This is a genomic window from Paenibacillus sp. PAMC 26794 (assembly GCF_000316035.1).
Classification (GTDB): domain Bacteria; phylum Bacillota; class Bacilli; order Paenibacillales; family Paenibacillaceae; genus Paenibacillus.
In genome coordinates this window covers 146,603-172,348 of sequence record NZ_ANHX01000004.1, presented here as the reverse complement: position 1 = coordinate 172,348, position 25,746 = coordinate 146,603, and the positions used below count along the sequence as shown (strand labels likewise).

The 25,746-nt window shown below is 49.0% G+C and carries 17 protein-coding genes; 2 read left to right on the top strand and 15 right to left on the bottom strand.

The genetic code is table 11. The features are described 5' to 3' along the window. Window positions 1-2: 2 nt before the first annotated feature. The 9 genes from D829_RS0102425 to D829_RS0102385 form a co-directional block, all read right to left on the bottom strand. Window positions 3-974: a PhoH family protein gene (locus D829_RS0102425; protein ID WP_017687243.1), complete on the bottom strand. Its 972-nt coding sequence runs from the start codon at window positions 972-974 to the stop codon at window positions 3-5. 6 nt (window positions 975-980) lie between these two features. After that, a complete protein-coding gene (gene yqfD, locus D829_RS0102420) occupies window positions 981-2,174 on the bottom strand; it encodes a sporulation protein YqfD (RefSeq protein WP_017687242.1) in 1,194 nt (397 codons plus the stop codon). Further along, on the bottom strand, window positions 2,171-2,464 hold the full coding sequence (gene yqfC, locus D829_RS0102415; protein WP_017687241.1) for a sporulation protein YqfC: 294 nt from the start codon (window positions 2,462-2,464) through the stop codon (window positions 2,171-2,173). The genes yqfD and yqfC overlap by 4 nt, the downstream gene beginning before the upstream one ends. A 180-nt stretch (window positions 2,465-2,644) precedes the next feature. Continuing rightward, the gene (locus D829_RS0102410) at window positions 2,645-3,244 is read right to left on the bottom strand and encodes a hypothetical protein (protein ID WP_017687240.1); all 600 of its coding nucleotides are present in this window, start codon (window positions 3,242-3,244) and stop codon (window positions 2,645-2,647) included. A gap of 13 nt (window positions 3,245-3,257) precedes the next feature. Continuing rightward, entirely contained in the window at window positions 3,258-4,268 is a 1,011-nt protein-coding gene (gene floA, locus D829_RS0102405; protein WP_017687239.1) for a flotillin-like protein FloA, read from the bottom strand. A gap of 166 nt (window positions 4,269-4,434) precedes the next feature. Further along, window positions 4,435-5,757 carry an NfeD family protein gene (locus D829_RS0102400; RefSeq protein WP_085981433.1) on the bottom strand — a complete coding sequence of 441 codons (1,323 nt, stop codon included), beginning with the start codon at window positions 5,755-5,757 and terminating at the stop codon, window positions 4,435-4,437. A 283-nt stretch (window positions 5,758-6,040) separates the two neighbouring features. Beyond that, complete coding sequence (locus D829_RS0102395) at window positions 6,041-6,484, bottom strand: GatB/YqeY domain-containing protein (RefSeq protein WP_017687237.1); 444 nt, start codon at window positions 6,482-6,484, stop codon at window positions 6,041-6,043. A 15-nt stretch (window positions 6,485-6,499) separates the two neighbouring features. Next, window positions 6,500-6,673 carry a 30S ribosomal protein S21 gene (gene rpsU, locus D829_RS0102390; protein WP_005547957.1) on the bottom strand — a complete coding sequence of 58 codons (174 nt, stop codon included), beginning with the start codon at window positions 6,671-6,673 and terminating at the stop codon, window positions 6,500-6,502. 232 nt (window positions 6,674-6,905) lie between these two features. Continuing rightward, window positions 6,906-7,265 carry a histidine triad nucleotide-binding protein gene (locus D829_RS0102385; protein ID WP_017687236.1) on the bottom strand — a complete coding sequence of 120 codons (360 nt, stop codon included), beginning with the start codon at window positions 7,263-7,265 and terminating at the stop codon, window positions 6,906-6,908. Between the two features lie 248 nt (window positions 7,266-7,513). Between D829_RS0102385 and D829_RS0102380 the strand changes: the two genes are divergently transcribed. Together D829_RS0102380 and D829_RS0102375 are read left to right on the top strand one after the other, a co-directional pair. Beyond that, window positions 7,514-8,437, top strand: coding sequence for a cysteine synthase family protein (locus tag D829_RS0102380; RefSeq protein WP_017687235.1), 924 nt, complete (start codon window positions 7,514-7,516; stop codon window positions 8,435-8,437). Window position 8,438: 1 nt separating this feature from the next. Next, window positions 8,439-9,572, top strand: a complete 1,134-nt coding sequence (locus tag D829_RS0102375) for a bifunctional cystathionine gamma-lyase/homocysteine desulfhydrase (protein ID WP_017687234.1) — start codon at window positions 8,439-8,441, stop codon at window positions 9,570-9,572. A gap of 766 nt (window positions 9,573-10,338) precedes the next feature. On the opposite strand, the gene D829_RS0102370 is transcribed toward D829_RS0102375, so the two are convergent. The 6 genes from D829_RS0102370 to D829_RS0102345 all read right to left on the bottom strand — a co-directional run bounded on the left by D829_RS0102370 (window position 10,339) and on the right by D829_RS0102345 (window position 25,386). Continuing rightward, window positions 10,339-10,683, bottom strand: coding sequence for a hypothetical protein (locus D829_RS0102370; RefSeq protein WP_017687233.1), 345 nt, complete (start codon window positions 10,681-10,683; stop codon window positions 10,339-10,341). Between the two features lie 525 nt (window positions 10,684-11,208). Next, a complete protein-coding gene (locus tag D829_RS0102365; RefSeq protein ID WP_017687232.1) occupies window positions 11,209-14,628 on the bottom strand; it encodes an SMC family ATPase in 3,420 nt (1,139 codons plus the stop codon). Then, window positions 14,625-15,809, bottom strand: a complete 1,185-nt coding sequence (locus D829_RS0102360) for an exonuclease SbcCD subunit D (protein WP_017687231.1) — start codon at window positions 15,807-15,809, stop codon at window positions 14,625-14,627. Before D829_RS0102360 ends, D829_RS0102365 begins: the two co-directional genes overlap by 4 nt. Window positions 15,810-15,868: 59 nt before the next feature. Further along, a complete protein-coding gene (gene addA / locus D829_RS0102355; RefSeq protein ID WP_017687230.1) occupies window positions 15,869-20,287 on the bottom strand; it encodes a helicase-exonuclease AddAB subunit AddA in 4,419 nt (1,472 codons plus the stop codon). Next, window positions 20,284-23,787: a helicase-exonuclease AddAB subunit AddB gene (addB, locus tag D829_RS0102350; RefSeq protein ID WP_017687229.1), complete on the bottom strand. Its 3,504-nt coding sequence runs from the start codon at window positions 23,785-23,787 to the stop codon at window positions 20,284-20,286. The genes addA and addB overlap by 4 nt, the downstream gene beginning before the upstream one ends. Window positions 23,788-24,009: 222 nt before the next feature. After that, window positions 24,010-25,386: a class I SAM-dependent rRNA methyltransferase gene (locus tag D829_RS0102345; RefSeq protein WP_017687228.1), complete on the bottom strand. Its 1,377-nt coding sequence runs from the start codon at window positions 25,384-25,386 to the stop codon at window positions 24,010-24,012. Between the last annotated feature and the right edge of the window lie 360 nt (window positions 25,387-25,746).

The window sequence follows — 25,746 nt, the reverse complement described above, 5'->3', positions numbered from 1 at the left end:
TTCTATGCTTGATTTTCTGCGGCGTGGTTGTAAGCCACGATAATTTTCTGGACGAGAGAATGCCGCACAACATCTTGCTCGGCAAAATAGACAAATCCAATCTCGTTAACTTCGTTCAAGATCGTATTCGCTTCCACAAGCCCGGATTTCTTACCACGCGGTAAATCAATCTGTGTCACGTCTCCGGTGATGACCATTTTGGAGCCAAAACCAAGACGGGTCAGAAACATCTTCATCTGTTCCGGCGTTGTGTTCTGTGCTTCATCGAGAATGATGAACGAGTCATCCAAGGTACGCCCTCGCATGTAGGCGAGTGGTGCAATTTCGATTAACCCACGCTCCAATGCCTTCGCGGTCTGTTCCTGTCCCATAACGTCATACAGGGCATCGTACAGCGGTCTCAGATACGGGTCTACCTTCTCCTGAAGATCACCTGGCAAAAACCCAAGGCTCTCTCCTGCTTCAACAGCAGGCCGTGTAAGTACAATGCGTTTGACGCTACCTTCTTTAATTGCGGCAACAGCCAGTACAACAGCAAGGTAGGTTTTACCTGTACCGGCAGGACCAATGCCAAATACAATATCACGTTTTTTAATTGTAGTTACATAGTGCTTCTGTCCAATGGTTTTAACACGGATTGGTTTACCTCGGTACGTTGTCGTAATCTCGCCCTTGAACAGATCCAATAGCTGGTCTGCCCGCATATCCTTGGCAAGTTCAATCGCATACTTCACATCTCTTTCAGTTAACACATATCCGTTGCGTATCAATTGCAGTAACACATCAAATAATTGTTCAAGCGATTCCACCTGCTGTGCGTTGCCGAAAATCACAATCTCCGCTTCACGGGATGCAATCTGGGCAGGAATCTCGGATTCAATCAGTTTAAGAAAAGTATCTTGGGGTCCAAAAAGAGATTGACCCTCTCCCGCACTCTGGAGGGAGATTTGTATGCTGCGTGTTTGCTCTGACAAATATCCTCATTCTCCTTGACTATGGACTAGCGGAAGTTCTTCCGCAATGCTTTCTTCTACTTCAAATAAGACTTTCATATAAACTTTACCATTCTCTTTCTTCTCATGCAAAATTTTTTCACTTATAATTTTTGTTCCTTTACCGTTTTTGGCGATAATATCGTTCCTTGCTCCTTCCAATCCTTTCGTTCTGGCCCATTCTATCGTCTGTTGTTCCTCATGCTCTCGGGTCTCCAGATCTTTCTCTGTCAGCCAACCCATGGGCAGTGTAAAGGATCGCCACGTCAATGGTCTATGATTACTCTCAGTATCAAATGAACTGAACGGTGTACTTCCGTACCCCCACAGTTGGATCGCCCAATTCCCCAGCACCATGTAAAAACGTTCTCTGCTCTCACCTGTCATTGTATTATGTTTTTGCACTAGCGGAACCTCTACCTGGTACTCACGCCATACCAGACCACGAACTTCGCCTTTGGCAACGATGGTTTTGGTGTTCTCCTCATCCCCGAGAATCCCCGAGATTAATACCTGACCCTTTTTGACACGCATGTCCTTCTGAACAACAGGGCGTCCCTGCTCCGCATAGATTTGAGTGACGACAGCATCTGACTTGCTGATCAGATGTCTGGGATTCAGTAATGGTTCGCGCTTTGGTTGCGCCGATTCTACGACCTGAATGGTAATGGTTGTCCCCTCTTTACTCACGCCAATCCAGGTTACATCCGGCAGAGCGAGTGCAAGCTGCCTGGAGAGCTTGTCTTGGCTTTGCAGACGGAACCCCCATTGCAAAGGATATATGCCCTCTTTCTTCGCTGCTGCAAGCACCTCGTCGGTGGGAATGGTGACGTTACCTTTGACCTCCACACTCCATACCATCGAAGACAACGCAAACAAAGCTGCCACAAAAAATAGCATACCCCCAAGAAAGAACTTCCTCCGCAATAAACGGGCCGCAAAAAAAGGGAAACCGCTGCGATGGGTTACTTTTACCCTGCAGCCTGTCCGTTTCAACACAGGACGCAACCTGAAAAAATGCGGCAGCAGAATGTTCATCTCTGCCACGCGTCCATCGTGAGCACGCAGGTTCCACACTTCCAGTCCCTGCTCTGCCACCGTGTTGATCAATGTTTCAATGTCTCCCCCAGTGACCGTGATTCGGACTGCTCCCCGCAGTTTGTACAGACTGGGCTGCTTCATCCGTTCCCCTCCACTCCATTCATATGAATATCCAGAATCGTTCCTTCAACAGCTACTTCATCCGGCAAAATGTTACGTATCACCAAGGCAGTTCCTTTGATCTCTAACTGGCCTTGGGAAAGAGCCAACACGATACGATCCGGCGTGAAATGGATGACACCGCGATGATTCTCTATATACAGTTGCTTACTGCCGATCAGGGTTAACCGTGGCATATCATAAAGCACATCCTGCGGCAGATCCAACACTTCACTGGTCCATCTGCGCAGCTTGCGGCTGATCCGGGTCATTCGAAGGTCTTCCCCCTTCCTCTACAGTTCAACTTATGCGCAGATTCATGAATTTATGAAAATTCCGGGGCGTGTTAGGGACAATTGTTGAGAAAAAAGGATAGAACACAGAAAAAGCCGTCTCCGGCGGCTTTCTGCTCACCAGAGACGGCTTTATTTCCGTCCAATAAATTGACTTGTTTACAGTTTTCCTCTTGTACCAAACGGTTGCTTGGAACGAGGGGAACCCAGTACTTCTGCCCACAGGACACCTGTGCGAATGTCTGCCGGACGAAGCGGAGACGCTCCCGATCCATCGGTGCTGGTCTCATCCCAACTGGAATCAGACACAACTGGCTTATTCGCAGAAGATATGCGATTCAAGCGTTCTTCGATCAAACGTTGCTGTTCTTCCATACCTCTCATCTGTTCCTCAAGTGAATTTGCCATGGCACTCATCGTGCCCTCACTTCTGTAGTCAGTTGCGGGGCGAGAAGTTGCAGCAGGCTCCGAATACGGCTGATCATACTGATTCTCATATTGCACGTCATCATACCGATCGTCATACTGTTCATCATAACGCGGGTCTGCAGGTCCGGAAGACTGCTGCGGAGATGAATTGTCTCTTGAACGTTCATCCCGGCCTGCATCACCACTGCCTCCAAATGTAGGCATCCCATTGGCAGGACGCTTTTTGTTCGGATCAGCCGATTTGGCAGCTTTCCCCAAGAAGGAGAAGAGTGCAAAACCAATAACCGCTACAATGTACAAATTATCAAAAATCCATTCAAATAGGCCCATTTGCACTCACCGCCTATCTTCCGTTTTTGGAATCACCCTGATCGTTGGAATTCGAACCTTCACCAGGTTTTCCCAATGTGTTACGCATTTGAGTATCCGCTTCAATGTTCTTCAGGTTCATGTAATCCATCACACCAATTTTACCGTTGCGAAGTGCCTCAGCCATGGCAAGAGGTACTTGGGATTCAGATTCAACCACACGTGCTCTCATTTCCACTACGCGCGCTTTCATCTCTTGCTCTTGCGCTACGGCCATTGCACGACGCTCTTCTGCTTTCGCCTGAGCGATACGTTTGTCAGCTTCTGCTTGCTCTGTTTGCAAGAAGGCACCAATGTTCTTACCTACATCAACGTCCGCAATATCAATGGACAGGATTTCAAAAGCAGTACCTGCATCCAGACCTTTGGACAATACGGTACGGGAGATCAGATCCGGATTTTCCAGGACGTCTTTGTGAGAATTGGAGGAACCGTTCGTACTTACGATACCTTCACCAACACGGGCGATGATTGTTTCTTCACCAGCACCACCGACGAGACGGTCAATATTGGCACGAACCGTAACCCGTGCTCTAACTTTAACTTCAATACCATCTTTGGCAACCGCAGAGACAATCGGTGTTTCGATAACTCGTGGGTTAACGCTCATTTGTACGGCTTGTAATACGTCACGACCTGCGAGGTCAATAGCAGCTGCACGTTCAAATTCGAGTGGAATGTTGGCACGTTGTGCAGCAATCAGAGCGTTTACAACACGGTCAACGTTACCACCGGCCAAGAAGTGACTTTCCAGTTGGTTCATGGTTAATTTAAGACCCGCCTTGGTAGCTTTGATCAGTGGATTTACGATACGGCTAGGCGTTACACGTCTCAGTCTCATCGCTACCAGTGTAATAATACTTACGCGTACGCCGGATGCAATCGCTGAAACCCAGAGCATAACCGGGAAAAAGCTGAAGAATACGCTCAATACGATAATACCTACTACCGCAATGAGCAAAATCGTAATCATAGATGTGTCCATTGTTTAATTTCCTCCATTTGCAATTTGAATTTGATAAAAATATTTGAGAAGAGAAGACACTCTTGAATCCGCTGCTAAATTAAAGAATGCACCACCTCGCTGGCAGCTTCAGCTACGTGGTTATGTACATTGCCGAAGCGTTAATCCGCTTCGACAACAGAGCGGGTTACACCGGCAAAGCTTGCTGAACCACAATCCGGGTACCTTCCGCTTTAATCACAATAATCGGAGTATCGATGGGAATAAAATCTCCGTCGGTCACAACGTCAATTCGTTCCCCTTCAAACATCGCTGTTCCAGAAGGACGAAGTGGTGTCAGACTGATTCCTTGCAGACCAACCAGCTCTTTGCGTTCTGTGGCTGATGAATAACCCCGATCAGCAGACATGCTGTCACTCAGTATGAACCGATTCCATATCCCTCGATCTTTAAACAGTACTGCGATAATCGCAATCACTACCAATGCTGCTCCGAAAGCGATACCCAGGGAAACGAATGCATCACTCGTATCATAAGCAGCCCTCACAACACCTGCAACAAGCGCAATGGATCCCAAAATCCCCAGAATACCAAAGCTCGGAATAAACATCTCCAGAATCATCATGATGAGTCCGACGGTAAATAGCACCCATGTCTCTGCTCCGGCAAATCCCGCAATGTAATTACCCGAGAAATACAACACGAAACACACGATACCTACAATACCAGGAACTCCAAAACCAGGAACAATCAATTCAATGATCACACCCGCGATTCCGAGGAACAATAACACAGTCATAACAACCGGATTGGTAAGAAAAGAGGAGATATTCTCCGCTGTCGTTCGTTCTACCTTAAATACGTCATCCTGACTGTAACCGAGCCAAGCTGCCGCTTCTTCCGGTGTGTTGCTGATGTGGTCGGCATAACCAACTTTCAGCGCTTCTTCAGCCGAGAGAGCAATAATCTCACCTTTTTGCTTCGTTTTATTGATCTCTGGCATTTCAACAACGATGTTGACATCCGTCATTCCAGCTGCAATCTTGCCATCACGACCACTGATTTCAGCCGCTCCCTGCATTTTGCTTTTCCAGAATGCAACAAGCTTTGGATCATCAACATGTTTACCCGAACTGTCCACCATTGCTGCCGCACCAATCATACTTCCTGGTGACATTACGATCTTATCTGCATTCAGAGCCAGAAAACTCCCGGCTGAAGCAGCATCTCCACGGACAAATGCAACAGTCTCGATCGGACTGTCCTTAATTAGGGTACCCAATGCTTCTGCAGTGTCGACACGGCCTCCCGGCGTATTGATATCAAGAACGATCAGCCCAGCATTCATCTCTTCTGCTTGCTTGAACCCGCGTTCCATGAACTTGCCAAGTCCCTGCTCGATTGGTTTATCAACCGGAATAATATATACGGCGCCACTCTTCTCAGCTGCATGCGCTGACGGTGATCCAATCCAGACAGGAAGCAACAGCGTCAGCAGCATTAAGAGCATCAATGGCCCCGTAAGCTTCTTCCGGCGCTTTCCCTTCACAATAGTCCCCCCCTTTTCCATTAATGTTATACTGTCCAGCTTATGGTATTTATTACGTGCAATGCAACATTTCGTTTCAAAATCTTAAAATTATATTTGAAAACTCGATCAAATGCAAGAATAAAAATCCATAATAATATATATTAACCATTAAAAAGAAATTTCGCCATCCCAAGGACATCATGCCTTCTGATAAATGGAAAAAACACCTCCTGACAAGTCAGAAGGTGTTTATTGATTTGCTTTATTGCAGAAATTGTTGAACTGCTTGATTTACCAGTTTGCCGTCCGCTTTGCCTTTAACTTTCGGCATAAGGGCCGCCATGACTTTCCCCATCTCGGCTTTCGAAGAAGCACCGGTTTCCTGGATGGTCTGCTGTACAATAACTTTAATTTCTTCTTCGGTAAGCTGTGTGGGAAGGTACTGGATGAGTACTTCAATTTCCGCTTTTGCATTTGCCGCGAGATCTTCACGGCCCGCTTTGTCAAATTCTTGGAGGGCATCTTTGCGCTGTTTGATTTCACGACTCAGGATATCAAGCACTTCGTTGTCATCCAAATCTCTTTTCAAATCTATTTCAAGATTCTTGATCGTCGAACGAATCAACCGAATGTTGGAGAGTCTGAACTTGTCCTTACTCTTCATCGCTTGCTTCATATCTTCGTTCAATCGTTCGCTAAGATTCATGTAATTAAAATCCTCCTAAAACTTTCTCTTACGAGCAGCCTCGGACTTTTTCTTGCGCTTTACGCTTGGCTTCTCATAATGCTTACGTTTCTTCACCTCAGCCAATACGCCATCTTTAGCGATGGAGCGTTTAAAACGACGAAGTGCAGCATCAATAGTCTCGTTTTTGCGAACTTTAGTTTCAGACACCAGTTTTCCCTCCCTCCGACCAGACCGTCCAAGAGCAATAACACGGTTCATCATCTTACATTATAGGCGAAAGATAATAAAGGTGTCAACCTCAATGTAATGATCACTTATTTGAATCCATTTCATAACTCAAAGGTATTATGAAATGGATTCATTATATAAGCATTTGGTCACACATTCATGGATTTAATACATATGACTAAATCCTCAATAGTAGTACCCATTAGCTCGTTTATTTGTGAGAATCGGACAGACTTGTCAACACGCCAAGCCTGGTACCACCCAACAAATGGTAATGCAGATGATGAACGGTTTGTTCTCCATCCTTACCACAATTGTTGATCAAGCGATATCCTGTTTCCTCCACACCAAGGCGCTTGGCCGCTTCTTGAGCAGCCAGATGAATCTCACCGATCAAAGGCAGATCTTCTGCGGTAACTTCATTCATCGAAGCAATATGTTTCTTCGGAATGACGAGAACATGTGTCGGTGCAGCGGGCTGGATGTCATGAAACACGATAACATGGTCATTCTCCAGTACTTTATTGGAGGGAATGGTGCCCTCTACAATTTTGCAAAATAAGCAATCCATAGTTCATACCCTCCTTTGTATTCCAATGTATGTATTCCCTTCTATCATACTAGAAGTAAAAACCCACGTCCAATCTCTAGGCACACAACCAGGTAATCTAGGTCAACTCTCCATCTATCATCGAGCCAAATACTATACGAAATTGGATGTATTACAAGCCATTTTATTGAAATATGGTTTTATCACGCACTTTTCCCGAGTAAACAAATATGTATGGTTAATGAACGTAAAAAAGGAGATTGGTTAATTTGACCGTTTATCAACATGTACAGGAACTTATAGGTAATACGCCTCTGCTTGAATTAACTCGTTATCCATTACCGGAAGGAATCCGCCTGTTCGCCAAACTGGAATTCATGAATCCTGGAGGAAGTGTGAAAGACCGGATCGGCAAGTTTTTATTGGAGCAGGCCTTGGCACGAGGAGATGTTAAGCCAGGTGGAACGGTGATTGAAGCTACCGCAGGCAATACAGGAATTGGTCTTGCAATGGCGGCAGCAGGCCTGAATTTAAAGGTCATTTTCACGGTACCTCAGAAGTTCAGCGTCGAGAAGCAGCAATTGATGAAAGCTCTTGGAGCTACGGTTGTGAACACACCCACATCAGAAGGAATGACGGGTGCCATACGCAAGGCGGAATCGTTGGCGAAAGAAATACCAGGTTCGTATATTCCAGGTCAGTTCTCCAATCCGGATAACCCACTCGCACATTATGAACATCTGGGCCCTGAGATATGGCGTGATTTGAACGGACAGGTGCATGTATATGTCGCCGGAGCCGGGTCAGGCGGTACTTTCATGGGAGGTTCTCGCTATTTGAAGGAGCAAAACCCGTTAATCAAAACATGTATCGTAGAACCCGAAGGTTCGATTCTCGCAGGAGGTCCCTCGGGACCTCATCGTACAGAAGGAATAGGGGTCGAAACGTTATCTCCTTTTATGGATGTGAGTTATTTTGATGCCATTCATACGATCTCAGATGAAGATGCCTTTGAGCGGGTCAAAGATCTAGCCCTATTGGAAGGATTACTGGTAGGAAGCTCCTCAGGAGCGGCTATGCAAGCCGCATTAAACGAAGCTGGTCGCGCAGCCCCCGGAAGTAACATCGTCGTTATTTTCCCGGATAGCAGCGAACGGTATTTAAGCCAAAATATCTATAATGGAGGACAATAAAATGAGACCAAAAACCAAGCTGATTCATGCAGGTATTGTTGGTGATCCACACACTGGAGCAGTGAGTGTACCGATCTATCAAGTAAGCACGTATGAGCAAGAATCGGTTGGCGTGCACAAAGGATACGAGTATTCACGTACAGGCAACCCTACCCGTCATGCGTTGGAAGATATCATTAAAGAGCTGGAGGATGGCGTTCGCGGTTTTGCTTTCAGTTCGGGCATGGCTGCAATTCACGCTGTGTTGTCTCTCTTGAAAACTGGAGATCACGTCATTCTGACGGATGATGTATACGGCGGGACCTATCGCATTTTCACCAAAGTGCTGAATCGTCTGGGGATCGAGTCTACCTTTGTAGATACCACCTCACTACAAGCACTGGAGCAGGCTTTGCAATCCAATACAAAGGCCATTTATGTAGAAACACCTACCAATCCGTTACTCAAGGTCACCGATATTGCTGCTGTAGCGAAATGGTCGAAACAACATGAATTGCTGTTCATCGTGGATAACACGTTTAGTACGCCTTATTGGCAGACCCCGCTGGCTCTGGGCGCAGATATTGTACTGCATTCTGCAACGAAATATATCGGTGGTCATAGTGATGTCGTAGCAGGACTTGCGGTTGTCAACAGCGAGCAACTTGGTGAAGATCTGCATTTTATTCAAAATGCAATTGGCGCAGTTCTGGGACCTATGGATTCCTGGTTGTTAATGCGAGGTCTTAAAACATTGGGACTACGGATGGAAGCGCAAGAACGCAATACAGAGCAGCTTGTAGCATTTTTGAATCAACATCCAACAGTGAGCAAAGTCTATTATCCCGGGTTGCCCGACCATCCGCAGCACAAGCTCGCTTCCACGCAAGCGAGAGGATATGGCGGTATAGTTTCCTTTGATGTAGGTAGTGCTGAAAAAGTAGATGAAGCATTAAGCAAAGTCCGTTATTTCACATTGGCTGAAAGTCTGGGCGCGGTGGAAAGTTTAATTTCTGTCCCTGCCCGAATGACACATGCTTCCATTCCCTATGAACGTCGGCAAGAATTGGGGATCACGGATGGTTTGATTCGGATCTCCGTTGGGATCGAGGATGTTGAAGATTTACTTGGGGATTTGAAATCTGCATTAAGTTAAGGACATTTTGAATAAAGTCTATGCTGGCTGATGCTCGCGAATGGGTAGTCGACGATTTTCTAAGGAACACAGGACGTCTTATTTGGCGTTCAGGCCCTCATTTGAAATTATAAGGAACAGCAGGCACGTTATTTCCCAAAATAACCTCAAAAAATGCTGAAAGCAGCTGTTTATGCAGATATAGCGTGTATCAGATTCCTTAAAATTTTGCGGGCGCTTCAAAGGCTTGAATAAGATGCCTCAGATTCGTCAGCGCTCGCACACCATGCTCTGCTCCTCCAACCGTGGGCAAGAGAACAGCAGCGATTCCATCCCGAAGCGAAGATTTTTATCGAATAGAGAATTAAAGCTTTGCGGTGTCTTAATCATTTACTCGCACATAGGCACGTTCTCACATATTCAGGATGCGGTTCGCGTCTGCTGCGGACACGTTCAGGCCAGCTTCTGCTTTCAGCAAGTTTGAATACACGCTATGTACTATCCGTTCATCATCGACCTTACACTAATTAGGTTCAAAAAAAGGTCATGCCTTACAGAAGTTCGCTTCTGCACAGGCATGACCTTTTGGATGTTCGGTATGTTGCCCGTTGTATTGCAATGACTGTCGCGATACATCAGGCTGGACTCCATATGTGATAAGACCGCTCTATTTCATACTTTACAGTATCCATGAATGAAACATAGCCATCCTCAACTTATTCTTTTTCAAAAACTTTCATAAGGTGCATGAGAATGACTCACTATAGTTTATGCCTGATATTCAATCTCAATAATACGGTAACAGACTTAACGCTGTAAGCCCAAATAACGGGAGCACAAGCCGGTTAAAACGTCTACGTCCATAACCATAATATGGATAAGGAGTAGGGTACCCGTATCCTGGGTAAAATCCGCGAGTATGACCTATCGGATAGTTTGCTCCCGGCATTGCATTTGGAGCCCAGTTCGCATGATTCACCATGGCTTCCGGTCCAACGGGAACAGCCAGGTAGATCATTTCGTCATCCACATTTTCCATAATGCCATCGTAGTGCATACCGTCATTCATCTGTACACATACATAACGGTGCATGTGTTCCTTGCATATTTTCTTCGCTTCCACTTTTTCCACTTGCCAACGCCTCCCTGATTCTGCTCTTGATCACCTTTTCATGGTATTCAGAACTGGGCGAATTGACACTACTGACGAGCAAACACAAAAAAAAGAAGCACCCCGTGAGCGGCTTCCTTGGAAGTCTGCTGCGCGGACATCTATTCAGGAAACGTCCTGATCAGATGTCCGCCGGGGTACTTAAATAAAGTTTGTCGGCTTAACTGTAGTATAACAGCAGGATGAACCTGTATCTGTGATGAAACTCACTCCGCTATGTTATAAAAGCAAGAAAAGAAATATTTTTACAATAATAATATTCGGTAATATTCAGTTACTTGGACTATAAGGGCGCTTCTATCATTTATATTGCTGTGACTTGAGGCAGAGAGAAGTGTAATACTTCCCTCTTTTCTTCACGTCCTGCCGTTCGAGCGGTAACAGATCGCGTCTTCAGACAGACAGATAAACCTACATCCGCACTATATTTTCGGCATTCTGACCCAAGCCCGGATTGTAAGCGGATATACATCATACATGTTTCCTCTACAGGGTCTCCAAGACCACCCGTGAGCCGTTTCCAGCTTCACCTGCCGGGATCACCACAAGCTTGCGCGGCAAGCGTGCGCGCAGTTCAGGCACGTGACTGATTACACCAACAGCCAATCGGTCGTCATGCAGTTTTTCCAGCGACGTAATGACGGTATCCAACAGCTCAGGGTCAAGTGTACCGAACCCTTCATCCAGGAAGAAGAATTGAAGTGGGTACTGACCTCGCAGCTGAATCTGGGCCGATAATGCCAAAGCGAGTGATAATGAGGTCAAAAACGTCTCGCCACCTGACAACGTTGATACTGGTCGTTTGACTCCCCCGTTAGCATCATCACAGATTACAAAACCACCACCGGAATCCACCTCCAGTGAATAACGTTGTTTGGTCAGGAAACGTAGACGCTGAGATGCCGCATGACTAACCTGCATCAGTTGCTCTTCGGCAATATACTCGACAAAAGCATTACCTCTGAACGCGGATTGAAGTTTGCTGAGCAGTTCGCCTTGACGGCTTACCTCCACCCGCTTGTTCTCCAGTTCGGTCCAGCGAACATGTCGCTGCTCCACATCCTCCAGATCACGTTCTGCACGTGCTTTGGCACGAAGGGCAGCCTCATCCTGAGTCCGGACCTGCTGTAATCGTTCAGTACAGGCCAACCACTGTTCCTCCGATACGACAGCACCACCCAGCTTCTGTTCCAGTTCGCGCAATTGGGATGCCAGTTCACGCTCACGTTCACGGTGCTGCTGGATTTCTACTGCCAATCGTTCCGCTTCCTGTGAAGGAAGCGCCGCGGATACAACAGCATCATCCGAGTCGAACGGCGATTGTTCCAGCAATTGCTTCCACCGTTCCTGTGCCTGTTGCAGATGTTCTGTGGCCGAGGCAGCTGCCTGCTGAGCCATAATGTCTTTCTTGGCTGATTCCTGCTTCAGCGTATCCGCTTCTTTGAAGCGTTGTGCCGATTCCGCAGCTGCTATCCGCAGTCCATCCAAACGAGCCTGAGCTGCTGCAATCAGATCTTCTACCCGCTGCTCACCAACCCATTGGCGCAAGCGTTCTTCCTTCTCGGTGAGCTGTTTGTAATTGCCCTGCCACTGCGTTTGCCACTGGATCAGTTGCTTGTCCAATTCAACCAGCTTCTGCTGGAGAGATTGGATGATCTGGTCTTTATCCTCAAGGAACGTCACGCTTTTGTTCAGACGTTCCTTGATGTCTTCGGCGCGCGCATCGCGCTCCTGCATCGCCTGATAGAGGGCCTTGGCCTCCTCCTGAGCGATGCCCGGCAGTTCCGTGGCCCAGCGGCCCTGCAAGGCAGCTGCTGCGGCCTCGCTCTCGGCCAGTTTGCGCTCCGCCTGGGCGAGTCCGGCACGGCCGGCCTCCTGCGCAGCTGCCGCTTCCATGCGGCGCTGCTGCGCGCCCACAGCCGCCTGCTGCAACGCGGCGGCTTCGGCCTGGAGCGGCGCTGCTGCGGCAGCCAGCGCCTGCGCGGCTTCGCGCAGCGCAGCGGCACGCGATGCCCAGCCTGCCGGGGAGCGCCCGTGTTCGGGCGCCCCGGCGGGCTCGGGCTCCGCTGCCGCAGGCGCGGCCTCGGCTGCAGCCGGAGCTTCGCCGGCCGCAGCGCCAAGCTGCGTCAGCAGGCTGCGACGTTCGTGCAGCTGCTGGCGCAGCCCAAAGCGCAGCTCCTGCAGCTCCGCGTGCAGGCTGCGCAGCAGTTCCAGGTCCGCATCGCCTGCGTGCGGACCTTCTCCCGGCGGCGCAGCCGGGAGCGGGTGATGCGGCGAGCCGCACACCGGGCATGGCTCGCCTTCACGCAGCTCGGCGCGCAAAGCGGAGGACAGCCGGTGCAGCTCCTGCTCCCGCATCGTGCCACGCAGCTGTTCCTCCGCAAGGGCCAGCAGGCTTTGTTCACGGCTGATATCCTGCTCACAGGCAAGCAAGGCCTCAAGACCTGCTGACGCCTGTTCTACCAGATGCTGACGCTGATCACTCAGGCGTCTTTCTTCCTCAGCCGCCGCCTTCAGCTTGTCGGCTCCCTGTTCTGCCGACTGCTTATAGGCTTGCATGTCAGCCTTATTTTGTTGCAACTGCTCCGCGGCAGTATCCACACGATGTTTCAGTTCAAGCGCAGCTTGAAGTTGCCTGCGTTCCTCTGACTTCACTTCATTTGGCTTGAGGCTCTCCTGTAGTTCCTCACGCCGTTTGCGCCCGCGCTGCTGCAATTCTTTTTCTTTCTCAAGCTGCTGTCCCAGCGCTGTTTGTTCGCCCTGCCCCTGTTCCAGAAGCTGCGCGAGGCGCGAGCAATCGGTTTGAAGCCCGTCCCGTTCTCGTTGCAGCTCTTTCGCTTGTTCGAGTTGTTCCAGGCGAAGCAACAGTTTCGGTTCTTCTTCGGCCATTTGCGTACGTGCCGTCTCGGCCTTCTCCGCTTCCTGAACAGCCAGACGCTCATGTTCCAGTGCTTGCTGATGAGCTGTCTCGGCGGTATCCTGCCGCTGCTTCTGTGTAGCTGTGGCATCTCGAACCGTCTGCAATGCAGGCAGTATTACATCTGCCGCAACAGATTGTTTCAGCCGTTGTTCGCCTGCCTCCACCTGTGGTTCCAGTGCTTTCAGCTTCTGCTGTTCATCCGCACGGGCCTGCCGTTCGTTGCTTAACTCACGTGTTTTGCCCAGCTGTTCGGCTTCCTTCGCAGCTTCATCCAACGCTTTGCGGGACAATTCAGACTGTTGAACTGCGGTTTGAAGAAGACGTTTGGTCTCTTCCAGTGTCTCCTTGCTGGCATTACCAAGTCCCTGTTGCTCCGCAGCAAGAGATTGGTGAACCATATCATTATCCTTGACCCGTCGACTTAATTTGATGGCCAACTGGTCCCCGTACTTCTCCAGATGGAATAATCGTTGCAACATCTGGCGACGTTCACTGCCTTTGAGTGACAAAAACTCGGCAAACTTCCCTTGCGGAAGCACCACTGCCCGTGTAAAATCATCCATCTTCAAACCAATCACATCTTCAACGCAGCGATTCACATCTGCCAATTTGTCGGCACGTACCTGTTCTTCGCCATTGACCGTCTCTATGAATTTGCTGATCGTGTTACTCACCGACACTTCATTATTTCGTTTGAAACGTCGCTCTACCCGGAACCTCCGAGTGCCTTCCGCTGACATCAGTTCAAATGTAAAAGCAACCGACAACGAATCTTCTGCATGATTCATAATGCCTTGCGTGCCGTTCACCGCACGTTCCACTTTTCCGTACATGGCGAGTGTGATGGCATCGAGCAAGGAAGATTTGCCACTACCCGTTGGACCGAAAATACCGAATAGTCCCGTCTCCGTCAGTACGGTAAAATCAATTTCCTGCATCTCCCGATAACTTTGCAGTCCGGCAACTTTTAATAGAATTGGCTTCATCTTTCCTCGACCTCCTCACGCACTCCCGGCTCGTCTTCATCCACAAGTTCCAGGAAAAGCTGTACCAGGCTGTCTTCCGGCTGTGCACCACCGGTCTGACGCTGATAGAATTTACGGAACAGTTCATGTACAGGTAGCTCGGATCGTTGCTCCAAAAGTCCTGCTGCAGCCATCTCGGGATACACCGGGCGAATATGAATAATACCTTCATGTGATTTTCGCAGCTGCTGAATCTCCTTCAGGGACATCGCCTCGTCCAGCCACACTTCCATGTCGATAAAAGCCTGCGGATCACGTCCCTCGTCCAGCCAGCGATATACTTCTGCCAGACCACCACGCGCCTGCCAACGAACAAGCGGACGCCCGGACGTTAACAAAACTTCCTCTACCTGTGCTGCTCCACCCGGTGCCAGATCAACCATCGTGACAGACTTGCTCTGCCCCGCTTCGGAGAAGCTGTAGGCTAGGGGAGAACCGCTATATCGAATCACACCGTCTCCTTTGACAGCCTGTGCACGATGAAGATGTCCGAGCGCCGTGTATTGCGCACCAGTCGATAAAGACGAAGGGTCTACCGTGTAGGCCCCACCGATCTGAATCGGACGTTCCGAATCACTCTCAAGTCCGCCGAGCACATAGATATGGCTCATGGCCAAGTTCACGGTATCCGGGCGAAAAGAAGCTGCCAGACGCTGCATTAACATGCCCACCCGTTGACTGTATGCCTGACGAAGCACATTTTCGTCCCCATCTGTTGTCAGCAATTCATTCAATCTGGCTTCAGAAGGATAAGGTAGTGCGGCAATCTGTGCAATTTCTCCGGTTCGCTTTGCATGAATGGTTACCGCTTCTGAAGTAGGCATCCCTACGAGTGTAATGCCCTGCCTGTTCACAAGTGGAGTTACAGAAGCTACACGTTCTGGCTGATCATGATTTCCTGCAATCACCACAAGAGGTCTTCCATGCTCCGTCAGACGTGCTGCCGCTTCATAAAATAGTTGTTCCGCCGCTGCGGGAGGATTCACCGAATCATACACATCCCCGGCCATCAATATGGCATCCGCCTGCTGCTCATCAGCCACCCTGACGAGTTCATCAACGAAATCTTCCTGTTCACGCAGTCGGCTTCGTCCTTCCAGCGTTTTTCCCAAATGCCAGTCCCCTGTATGCAAAATACGCATCGTCCGTTCCACCCCTCTCCCATATAAAATCCATGGTTTTGAATTCCGATCCAGTTCTTTTACAATTTCACTGCATGTCCACCATCAAAAAAGTACAGCCACTTCCGGTCAACTTTCCGTCCCAATATATCTTCAATGGCCCGTCCATACAGCTCCAGCTGGAAGGCATAGTTTTCCGTAAGTGTACGCAGTCCACCGCGATGCTCCAATACCCGATCCGTCTTGTAATCGAGCAACACAAGCTCACCATCCACCTCATACAGACAGTCGATAATTCCCCGGACCAACACCGTTTCATTTTCAATGGTGGCCTGCATTTTATTTTCTTCATCAACAGTCTGGATTTCTGAGTTCGTAGACTGCGCATGTAGCCATTCAACAGGGGACTGATGTGCCGGAAGTCCATACACAAACGGAATCTCCCGTTTTACCCACGCTGCACGCAACAGCTCTTTCCCTGGTTCTGTATCGAAAAATCCGACCAGTTCTTCGAGTTCGATAGCCTCCACATGGTGGGGTAGCAAAATCTGAAGCTCAACCAATCGCTGAATGGTCTGCTCAATAAGCTGTGAATCAATAGCCGATCCATCTACAGGAAGATGTTGCATCAACGTATGATACACGGTCCCCCGCTCCGTTCCTGTCAATTGCTTCTCTCCCATAAATTTGGGACGACGCAGATGCAATTTGAACGATGTACCCGCAGATCCCGCATCCGAAACGTTCACCGTACCGTTTGAATCTGAACCTGATCCAGTCTCCTGCTCGTTAGGTTCAATGGATGTGCCACGTAGTACATGACCTGCTTCATCCTTGATGTAATTGATTCCTGGGGTATTGTGATCCAATAATATCTCGGACTGTTCTCCCAGTTCCTCCATCACCTCTACGGACTGGATGTCCTGCATCGCGAGTAACGTTTTCAACTCAGTAACAGATGTGCTGGCTGCCACTTGAGTTGCTGCTTCATAGGGGTACGTCCATGAAAGCCGTTGATCAACCTCGCGAATCAGCCGTGTCTCCTCTTGTTGAAGAGCTACTGTAACTGCACCTTCATCTCCAATGTTTTGGTTAGCCGTATCTTGTGCACTCTTCGTCAGCTCTTCTACAGTTGAGGATGTAACCAACTTCACAGGCTGAACTGCTTTTAGTGCAGCAATTCGTTCTTTCCGCACCTCAGTCATTCCGTCTTCTTCCCCAAGTGTCTGATCCACCACATGGTCACGAGAAACCTGATCGGCAGAAACAATAGAAATCGCCCATCGTGATTGATCATCTGCAAGACAGGCTGAGAACGAATCATTGCTTCCTGCAAGTTCTCGCAGCACAGCCGCATCTGGATGTCTCATCAGGGATGGCCCAATCCAGTCCAGGTAACTCCGTCCTGCAGCAAGCAGATAGTCTGGTAATGCCACTTCAGAGCTATCCTTGACCTGAGACCACGCCATCGCTTTTTTCGCGGCATCTTTTACGGTGCCCAGCAAAATCATTTTCTCTTTGGGACGAGTCAACGCAACATACAGCACACGCATCTCTTCAGCAAGCAGTTCAAATTGCGCACGACGACGAATCGCCAGATTGGCTAATGTAGGATAGGCAACCCGGTTCTCACGATCCACAAACCTCGGGCCAAATCCCAGTTCCTTATGCATTAGAAACGGTGCGTTCAAGTCCTGCTGATTAAACATCTTGGATATTCCACCGACAAAGACAATTGGAAACTCCAAACCCTTACTCCGGTGAATCGTCATGATACGTACGGCGTTGTCCTGCTCACCAGAACTACTTGCTACAGTCCCGAGGTCTCCCCCGTTTTCCCGTAGTCTGGAAACATAGGTCAGGAAACGGAACAAGCCACGATTTGCAGTTGATTCCTCATATTGTCGTGCGCGATCGTACAATGCCTTAAGATTACTTTGACGTTGCAGCCCTCCTGGAAGACCACCAACCCAGTCTAAATACCCCGTTTCCCGATACATACGCCAGATCAGTTCACTTAAACTGCCTTGTCTTGCCTCAAGTCTCCACTGCTGCAATTGACGCATAAAACGAATTAACTTTTGCTGTAGCTCCGAGCCTGAGATCTCCGTTATGTCCAGATCCTCACTTGCATGTCCCGCAGCACCAGCATCTTGCATTCCATCTGTATGCACATCAAATTCATAGACATCACCCAGGATCTCTGCCTCGACTGAAGCTGCTGTCTCCCGCTCCCCCTGTTCCGTCTCTGACCAGGCTTCCGGCCACTGCAACTGGACCATATTCGAATCAGGATGATTATCCTGCCCGGATTGTTGTACAGCATTAGTGGAGGAATCGCTCCAATCTCCCGCAGCCGATATAACCGCATCGTAGAATGATTGTCTTTTGTCACCAAGCCGAATCTGTGCCAGTTCTTCTTCATCCAGCCCGACAATCTGGGAACGAAGCACGGAAGCGAGCGGAATATCCTGCCTTGGATTATCAACAAGCTGAAGCAGAGACATCATGATTTCCACTTCTGTAGCCTGGAAGTAGCCCTTGCTCTGTTCCCCTCCAGCAGGAATTCCCTGCTGCCTGAATTCCTCAATCATGAGCGGAGCCCACATCAAGGTCGAACGTAGCAAGATGACCATGTCGCCGTAACGTGCTGGGCGCATCGTTTGCAGGGCTTTGTCATATACATGGAGAGCAGGTTTGTCCGTATCCCCAACCATCTCACGAATACGCCTTGCGATCGCCCGCGCTTCCAACTGGGCCGTTTCAAGTTCGGCACTCTCCAGTTCTGCGGAGACCGATGCATCCCCGTTCTCATCCGTACTCTCTGTCAGATCAGGACCACCACCCTGACGATCAATTAGCATGAGTTCAGGTGTATACGCCTCATCGCCAAGCGTCTCTGACGGGAACGTAGCTCCATATGCCAGCTGAGCTCGTTCATCGTAAGCAATCTCTGCCACACCTTCGTTCATGAGTTGCCGGAATATCATATTGACCGAATGCACGACTTCCTTACGACTGCGGAAATTCCGCGCAAGATCAATACGTTGACCTGTACGATGCAGACGATCTTCCACCGTTCCATCTTCACGTGTGCTCGCTCCATATTGGCGATACTTGTTCATAAATAGACCCGGCTCAGCCAATCGGAAACGGTAGATACTCTGTTTGACATCACCGACCATGAATCGGTTACCCGGGTTTTCTCTGGAGATCAGTTTCACGATATCTTCCTGAACCGTATTGGTATCCTGATATTCATCTAGTAACACTTCATCGAATCGTGAACGGTACTCCATAGCCGCATCGGAAGGCATCGACAGTTCAGGCGTTGAATCCTCATGTCGCAAAATGTGAAGACAGTAATGCTCCAGATCACTGAAGTCAACTTGCCCACGTTCCTGTTTGGCCTGTCGATAACGTTCTCCAAATGTACTAACCAGCCTCGACAACTCCTGCATGAGTGGTGCCGCCTGCTCCAGCTCCTGCCAGAACGAAAACGCAGTTCTTCCAAACAATGAGCCTTTCAGGTCAGTAACTGCCTTTTTCGCAGCCTCGCGGAGTTCCTTCACCTGATCCTGTAAAGCTGGGTCTGTCTGATCTTTTTTGCAGGGTTTCAGTTTGCCAAATGCAGCGGGCTGAAACACTTCGGGCAACCTTTCCCATGGCATAACCTCCACCGCAGACAACAGCTCTTCCACCATCACCAGATCTTCTTTTAATGTAGCTGCATAAGGTGCCGGACCTTCAGGCTGCATGGAAATATGGATGCCTTGACGGAGCAGTCCTGCTGCACCACTTAGAGCAAGAGCCGCATCACGCAAAATACTCTGAACCCATGCTGAATATCCAAGCGCCTCTACACTTTCCACCTGAAAAGCAGATGCCATCTCGGAGAGCCAATGATCCGGCCAGGAATGACTGCGGGAGAAATCATACAACCGTTGCACAAGTCGGTGCATGGCATCATCGTTTCGTTCTCCACTGAACCAGTCCACCAATTCGCGGAATGTACTCCCTTCATCTTCTTCGCCATACTTTTCCTCAAAGAGTTCTTCAAGCAGTTCCTGTCGCATGATTTCCGCTTCATTTTCATTCAGGATACGAAAAGCCGGGTTCAACGGAATTTGCTGATAGTACCGGCGAATGACTTCCATACAGAATGAATGCAATGTTGTAATAGATGCCCGCCCAAGCAAGGACAGCTGCTTGCGCAAATGTTCTTCTCCAGGCTGTTCTTCAAGCGCACGTTCCAGCGCTTCCCGAATCCGTTGTTTCATCTCAGCGGCGGCGGCTTTGGTAAATGTCGCCACAAGTAAACGATCCACACTGAATCCTTGGGAGGGATCTGCGATCTTGCGAATAATTCGTTCAACCAGCACGGCTGTCTTGCCTGATCCCGCCGCTGCTGCTACCAAGATGTCTTCTCCGCCTTCGGAGATGGCACTCCACTGGTCATCGCTCCAGAAGCTACCTTCCGGTTTTGGCATATTCGTCATGATGTTTCCCCTCCCTTGGTGTGAGATAACATATCCCAGATTTGCTGTTTGCCCGGTTTGGACAACAGGTTGTATTCATTTCCTTCTATATTTTCATCAAACTGACATACAGGCTTATACGGGCAGAAGGTGCACGCCACTTCCTGCTGAATACGATAAGGCTCAATGGCCACATCCCCATCCGTAATTCGGGTACCAATCTCGCGGATATTACTGCGAACCGAAGCAAGCAGCGTATCCCATTGCTCTGGCGTAGCGACAGCGGCACTGCTATAAAAGCTGCCATCTGCTTTAAGGGCAACCGGAATAATGGCTGAATACCCCTTATCCAGGGTGTTATCCATTTGAGCGATTGCGTCCCGATCCGCTAGTAGCAAACCTTTCATTTTGAACCGTTTCAGCAGTTCTTGTCCTGCCTGCTCCGATGTCATGCCGTTTGCGGATTGCAACAGCGGGTTATGCACATGGAAATACAACGTTCCTCCCGGCATCGCCGTTTCCCCAAGCCATTCTTCAGCAGCACTAAGCAGCACCTCCAGATAGGTGAGCATCTGCAATGACAGACCATAGTACACTTCATGTAACTTGAGGTCCGTCTGGCTTGATTTATAGTCAATGACACGCAGGAGCAGACCATTCTCTCCTTCTGCGACATCTACACGGTCAATCCGACCCACAATCTCCATCACACATCCGTTCTCCAGTTCAAAACGTAGTGGCGGCAGCGTTTTATCGGGTCCAAAATCAAGCTCCAATCCAATCGGTTCAAAACTTCCGCGTCTGGACTGTTCACCAAGAATAACGGATGCCCGGCTAACAATGTCCTTCAATTTGCGGAAAATATAACCGTATCGCTTGGTGCTTAGCAAAATCTCCCCTTGCAGCTGTGGTGCAATCTGCTCCACAGTTTGCTCAGCTTCCTGACGGCATTGGTCTGGAGTCAAACTGCCCCAACTACGATTTTCTTCACGTAACCGCATAGCCAACTGGCTTAGTGCAGCATGAAACAATTGTCCGATATCAGGAGCCTGAAGACGGTACAATTGCCGTTCTTTGAGACGCAGCCCATGCGAAGCAAAATGGGAGAACGGACAAGCTACGAACCGCTCCATTCGTGAGACACTCGTCCTTACCTCAGTGCCATACAGTCTGCGACTGGTGGCTGTACGTAGTGGCAATGCCCGATTACGATAAAAGATCGATCCCATCAATCTCTCCAGCTGAGGTCTGCTTGTCTCCCGAGATACATGCCAATTGTAGACCGCCCACCACATTTCAGGGATGTCTTCTCCGCGACGCCATTTGCGCAATTGTCCAATGAGCGCAGACAGACTCTGACCTGGATGGGTGACATAGGACCAATGCGCTTCTTCCGAGTTCGCAACCGGTGGTTGAGCGAGCAATGGCTTTTCTTGTAAACCAAACATTTTCCGTACATGACGGACAATCTCGGAAGGAAGCAGTGTTTTCCCCTCATCATCAGCAACCGGGTAACTCAGCCACAACTGGCTGCTTGCCGCTGTAAGTGCCGTATAGATCAGAAAACGTTCATCCAGCATCTGCCTTGTTGCACCTGGTCCAAGCGCCACGCCTCTTTCCGTCAGTAACGATCTCTCCAGTTCCGTTAATACGCCATCATCCTGAGGTACGGCGGGCAATTCACCATCAACTGCACCAAGGATAAATACGTATTTGATGTCCTGAAGGCGTGTACGGTCCATAGAACCAACCAATACCTGATCAAGTGCTGGTGGTACCAGACCCAGCTTCAGTTCCGTCAATCCGGTCTCGATCATCCCGGCAAACAGAGTGATATCCAGCCGTTCATCCCCCATCATATCTACCATTTGATCCAATAAATCCAGCACAGCTCCCCACATCTGCCGATGTTCTCTCGACCGTTCGGGGTCACCCTGTGCCTTAGCTTCAGCAGACATGTTCTCCAGCTTCCATGGAATCTCAGCATCTTCCAGCAATCTGTATAGTGCCTCGCACTGGGCTTTGGCTGTCTTTGCCTTTTTCATTCGTTTCTCAAAAACACCCAAGGAATCTGTAATGACCGTTCGGCAGCTCTCCATTAAAGAAAGCATCTGGTCCCGTCCTCGACTACGGCCATCCTGACCATTGTCTTCCAGCGACAGGCTTGGTACATACTTCCACGGTTTGCCGTCAGTCCAGCGATATCCATGAATACCACAGGCCAGTGCATAATTCTCAAGCTGGTCCATATCTTCACGGGTGATGGAACCATCACGCGGAAGCAGCAGATCCGTTTTGACACAGCGAAATACATCCTCGTAACGCCAGTGGCGACGAACAATATCCAGTGCGGAACGGATAAACTCGGATAATGGATGATGAAGTTCATTTCTTCTACGGTCCAGAAAGACGGGTACGCCATAATCCCTAAATAGCGGTTCAGCTATATCGGCGTAGGTATCCAACTGACGGACAAGTACCGCCATATCCCGATAACGCGCTCCTTCGTTTTGCGCCAGGCGACGCATCTCACGTAGTGCTCCCTCCATCTCAGTTCGTCGGTTCTCCGCTGCAACCAGTCGAATTCCGGAATCGAGGCCATCACTTTTCCACCGAATTCGACGGTCGAAACCAGCCTCCAGATGAGCAAGTCCCGGACGATCCGTGTATCTCGGTGGAATCTCTGAATCTAGCACCGTTATATCGCTCGGTACACCCAGTTCGTCAGCCATTCCTTTAAGACGCGCATAGGCACTCGCCGTGGGATAGAACAGTTCCAGTTCTCCAGGCAGCGCACCGTGATCATAAGGGCGATCCAATGTCAGGGCAATCGTCACGGAAGAGGATTGCAACATCAGCCGACCAATCACACTCATCTCCTGTGGCGTGAATCCCTGAAAACCATCAATCCAGATCTGGGCATCCTGCAGCAATGCACTTTCCGACAAACGATCTGTCAGCTCGGTCAACGTGTCTTCATCATCAATATATAAATTGGTCAGTTCCTGTTCATAGTCACGATATATCAGATTCAAGTCATGCAACTTGTCCTCCAGAATTGGCGAAGTGGATGAGGTATTCCCTCCAGACAGCCCTTCTTCCAGCAATGATGGATCAACTTCATAACGTTTAAATTCACTATATAAGTCATTTAATTCGCCTATAAAACCCAACTGGCTGCCGGATGCACCAAACAGCTTTAATTCTTCCTTACGACGCTGGATTACTTTATAGAGCAGCATCTTTTTGCCTTCGGCTCCGATCGGAATACGAGCAGAACCACCTGCTTCCTGCATTACACGATAGGCTAAGCGGCGAAAGCCGAGCACTTCTGCACGCATGGTACCTTTAATTGCTCCAGAAGACACCAATGCCTGCTCTGTTCGAAAAGAACTCTGTTCCGGAACGAGTAAAATCAAAGGTTTACCTTGCGGTTCTTGTTGAAGCAGGGATGTAATTTCCCGGGTAATCAGTGAGCTTTTTCCACTGCCTGCCCGGCCAATAACAAAACGAACGGACATGTCTAATCCTCCAAACCACACGTACAAGATTTTAATTCCCAGTATAACATATCTGACTTGGTTCGGAACATACGTTTGCCACTATCCGGTAAAACCGGAGATCATCTCCGTTAACACAGCAAAAAGCCCGCAGCTCTTCACACTGTGGACTTTTGACCGTAACCATTCATTTAAACTTCACTTCATCTCACGAGAGATTAAAAAAAGTGAGAAGAGAGTATTCTAAACCTTTTTACTGCGCACTTCGAAAATAGCAAATTTCAGGTAATGTCCTTCGTCCACGCCCAAAATTTGCGGGTGATCCTTACCGGCTGCCTTCCAATCAATCAGACGCAGTACTTTGCCTGCATCTTCCGCTGCATCCGCAATCGTATCCAGGAAAAGGTCAGGACGCATGTGGTACGAACAGCTTGCTGTTACCAAATATCCGCCCTCATTAACCAGTTTCATCCCTTGCAGGTTGATATCCTTATATCCACGGCATGCACCTTTGACTGCTGATTTCGTTTTGGCAAATGCAGGAGGATCGAGGATAACTACATCAAATGTTTTACCGCCAGCTGCCAGCGCTTTGGATGTATCTACTTTCTGTTCGCCAGCACGCGCACGTGCGGTACGTTCATCCAGTCCTTTTACTTGTTCACGCAAATACTGGAATGCATCAGCAACTACGAACTCGACTCGGTCAGTGAAACCGTTCAGCTCTACATTTGTTCGTGCACTCTCAATGGCATGCTCCGAAATATCAAGACAAGTCACTTTTTTAGCTCCATACTTGCAAGCATTCAACGTGAAGCTGCCCGTGTGTGAGAAGCACTCCAGTACGGTGGCACCGTCCCAATAAGGAAATGTAACTACATTACCGCTTTTATTCACAGGCAACAGCTGCTCTGTGCCATCCTGCTCGGTCGTTTGTAGTGTAATTCCACTCTTGTAGCCCCAACCCTTCATAAGCGGTTCGATGGCTGCGCGATTCTCGCGTTGGTCGAAGAAGTAACCTGTCTTCTGCCCTTCCACGATATCCACTTTAATGAGTAGTCCATTCTCTGTAACCGTGACATGCCGTGGGCACTCTCCGTACAGTGGACCTTTGGTCTGCTCCAAACCTTCCAGTTCACGAATCGAGACATCACTGCGCTCATATATGCCTTCCGGCTGCATCACTTCAATGAGTGCCTGTACAATGGCTTCACGGCAACGATCCATGCCAAGTGTAAGCAACTGTACAACGAGGATGCTGCCGAATCGGTCAACGATTAATCCTGGCAGAAAATCAGCTTCACCGTAAACGAGACGGTATGCCTCTCCATCCTGGATAAAACGTTCCCGATGACGCAAGCAATCGCGGAAACGCGCTGCAAAGAACGCCGTATCCATCTGTTCGGACTCCAAGGGTTGATAAGCTACAACCCTTACAGTGATCTGAGATGCGGGATTGTAATATCCTGTCGCCAGATAGCGACCTTGATGATTCAATACATTGACCAGATCTCCCGGCTCCGGGTTTCCGTCAACAGAGGCAATTTCATTGTTAAATATCCATGGATGGGCATGTTCAAGCCGCTTTTTGCGACTGCGTTCGAGTGTAACTGAGTGCAAGGTAGATCCACTTCTTTCATAGTTAGTTAAAAAGATAGGTTTGGTGCGGCGCGTAAATGGCGTTCCGGGTTCGAATCGATCTTCTGATCGCTGTTATCCCCAGATTTTTTTGAACTCCCTTTTCTCAAAGGGAAAATCCGGGGATAAAGGCGAGCGCTTCGCTTCTTCGGTAACAATTTCGTCTTCTTCGCTGCGTTTGCACGAATCACCGTATCTTTCGAATTGGGGTGCGGCAGTTAAGACACATTTCCGTAATTTTGAATTGAGGGGACGGTAATTTAGGTCGCTTCCCTCTGAATTCCTTTAGGCTTGTCATGGTTGTCTTTTCTTACTCATAGGATGAGTTAAGGAACCTGGACG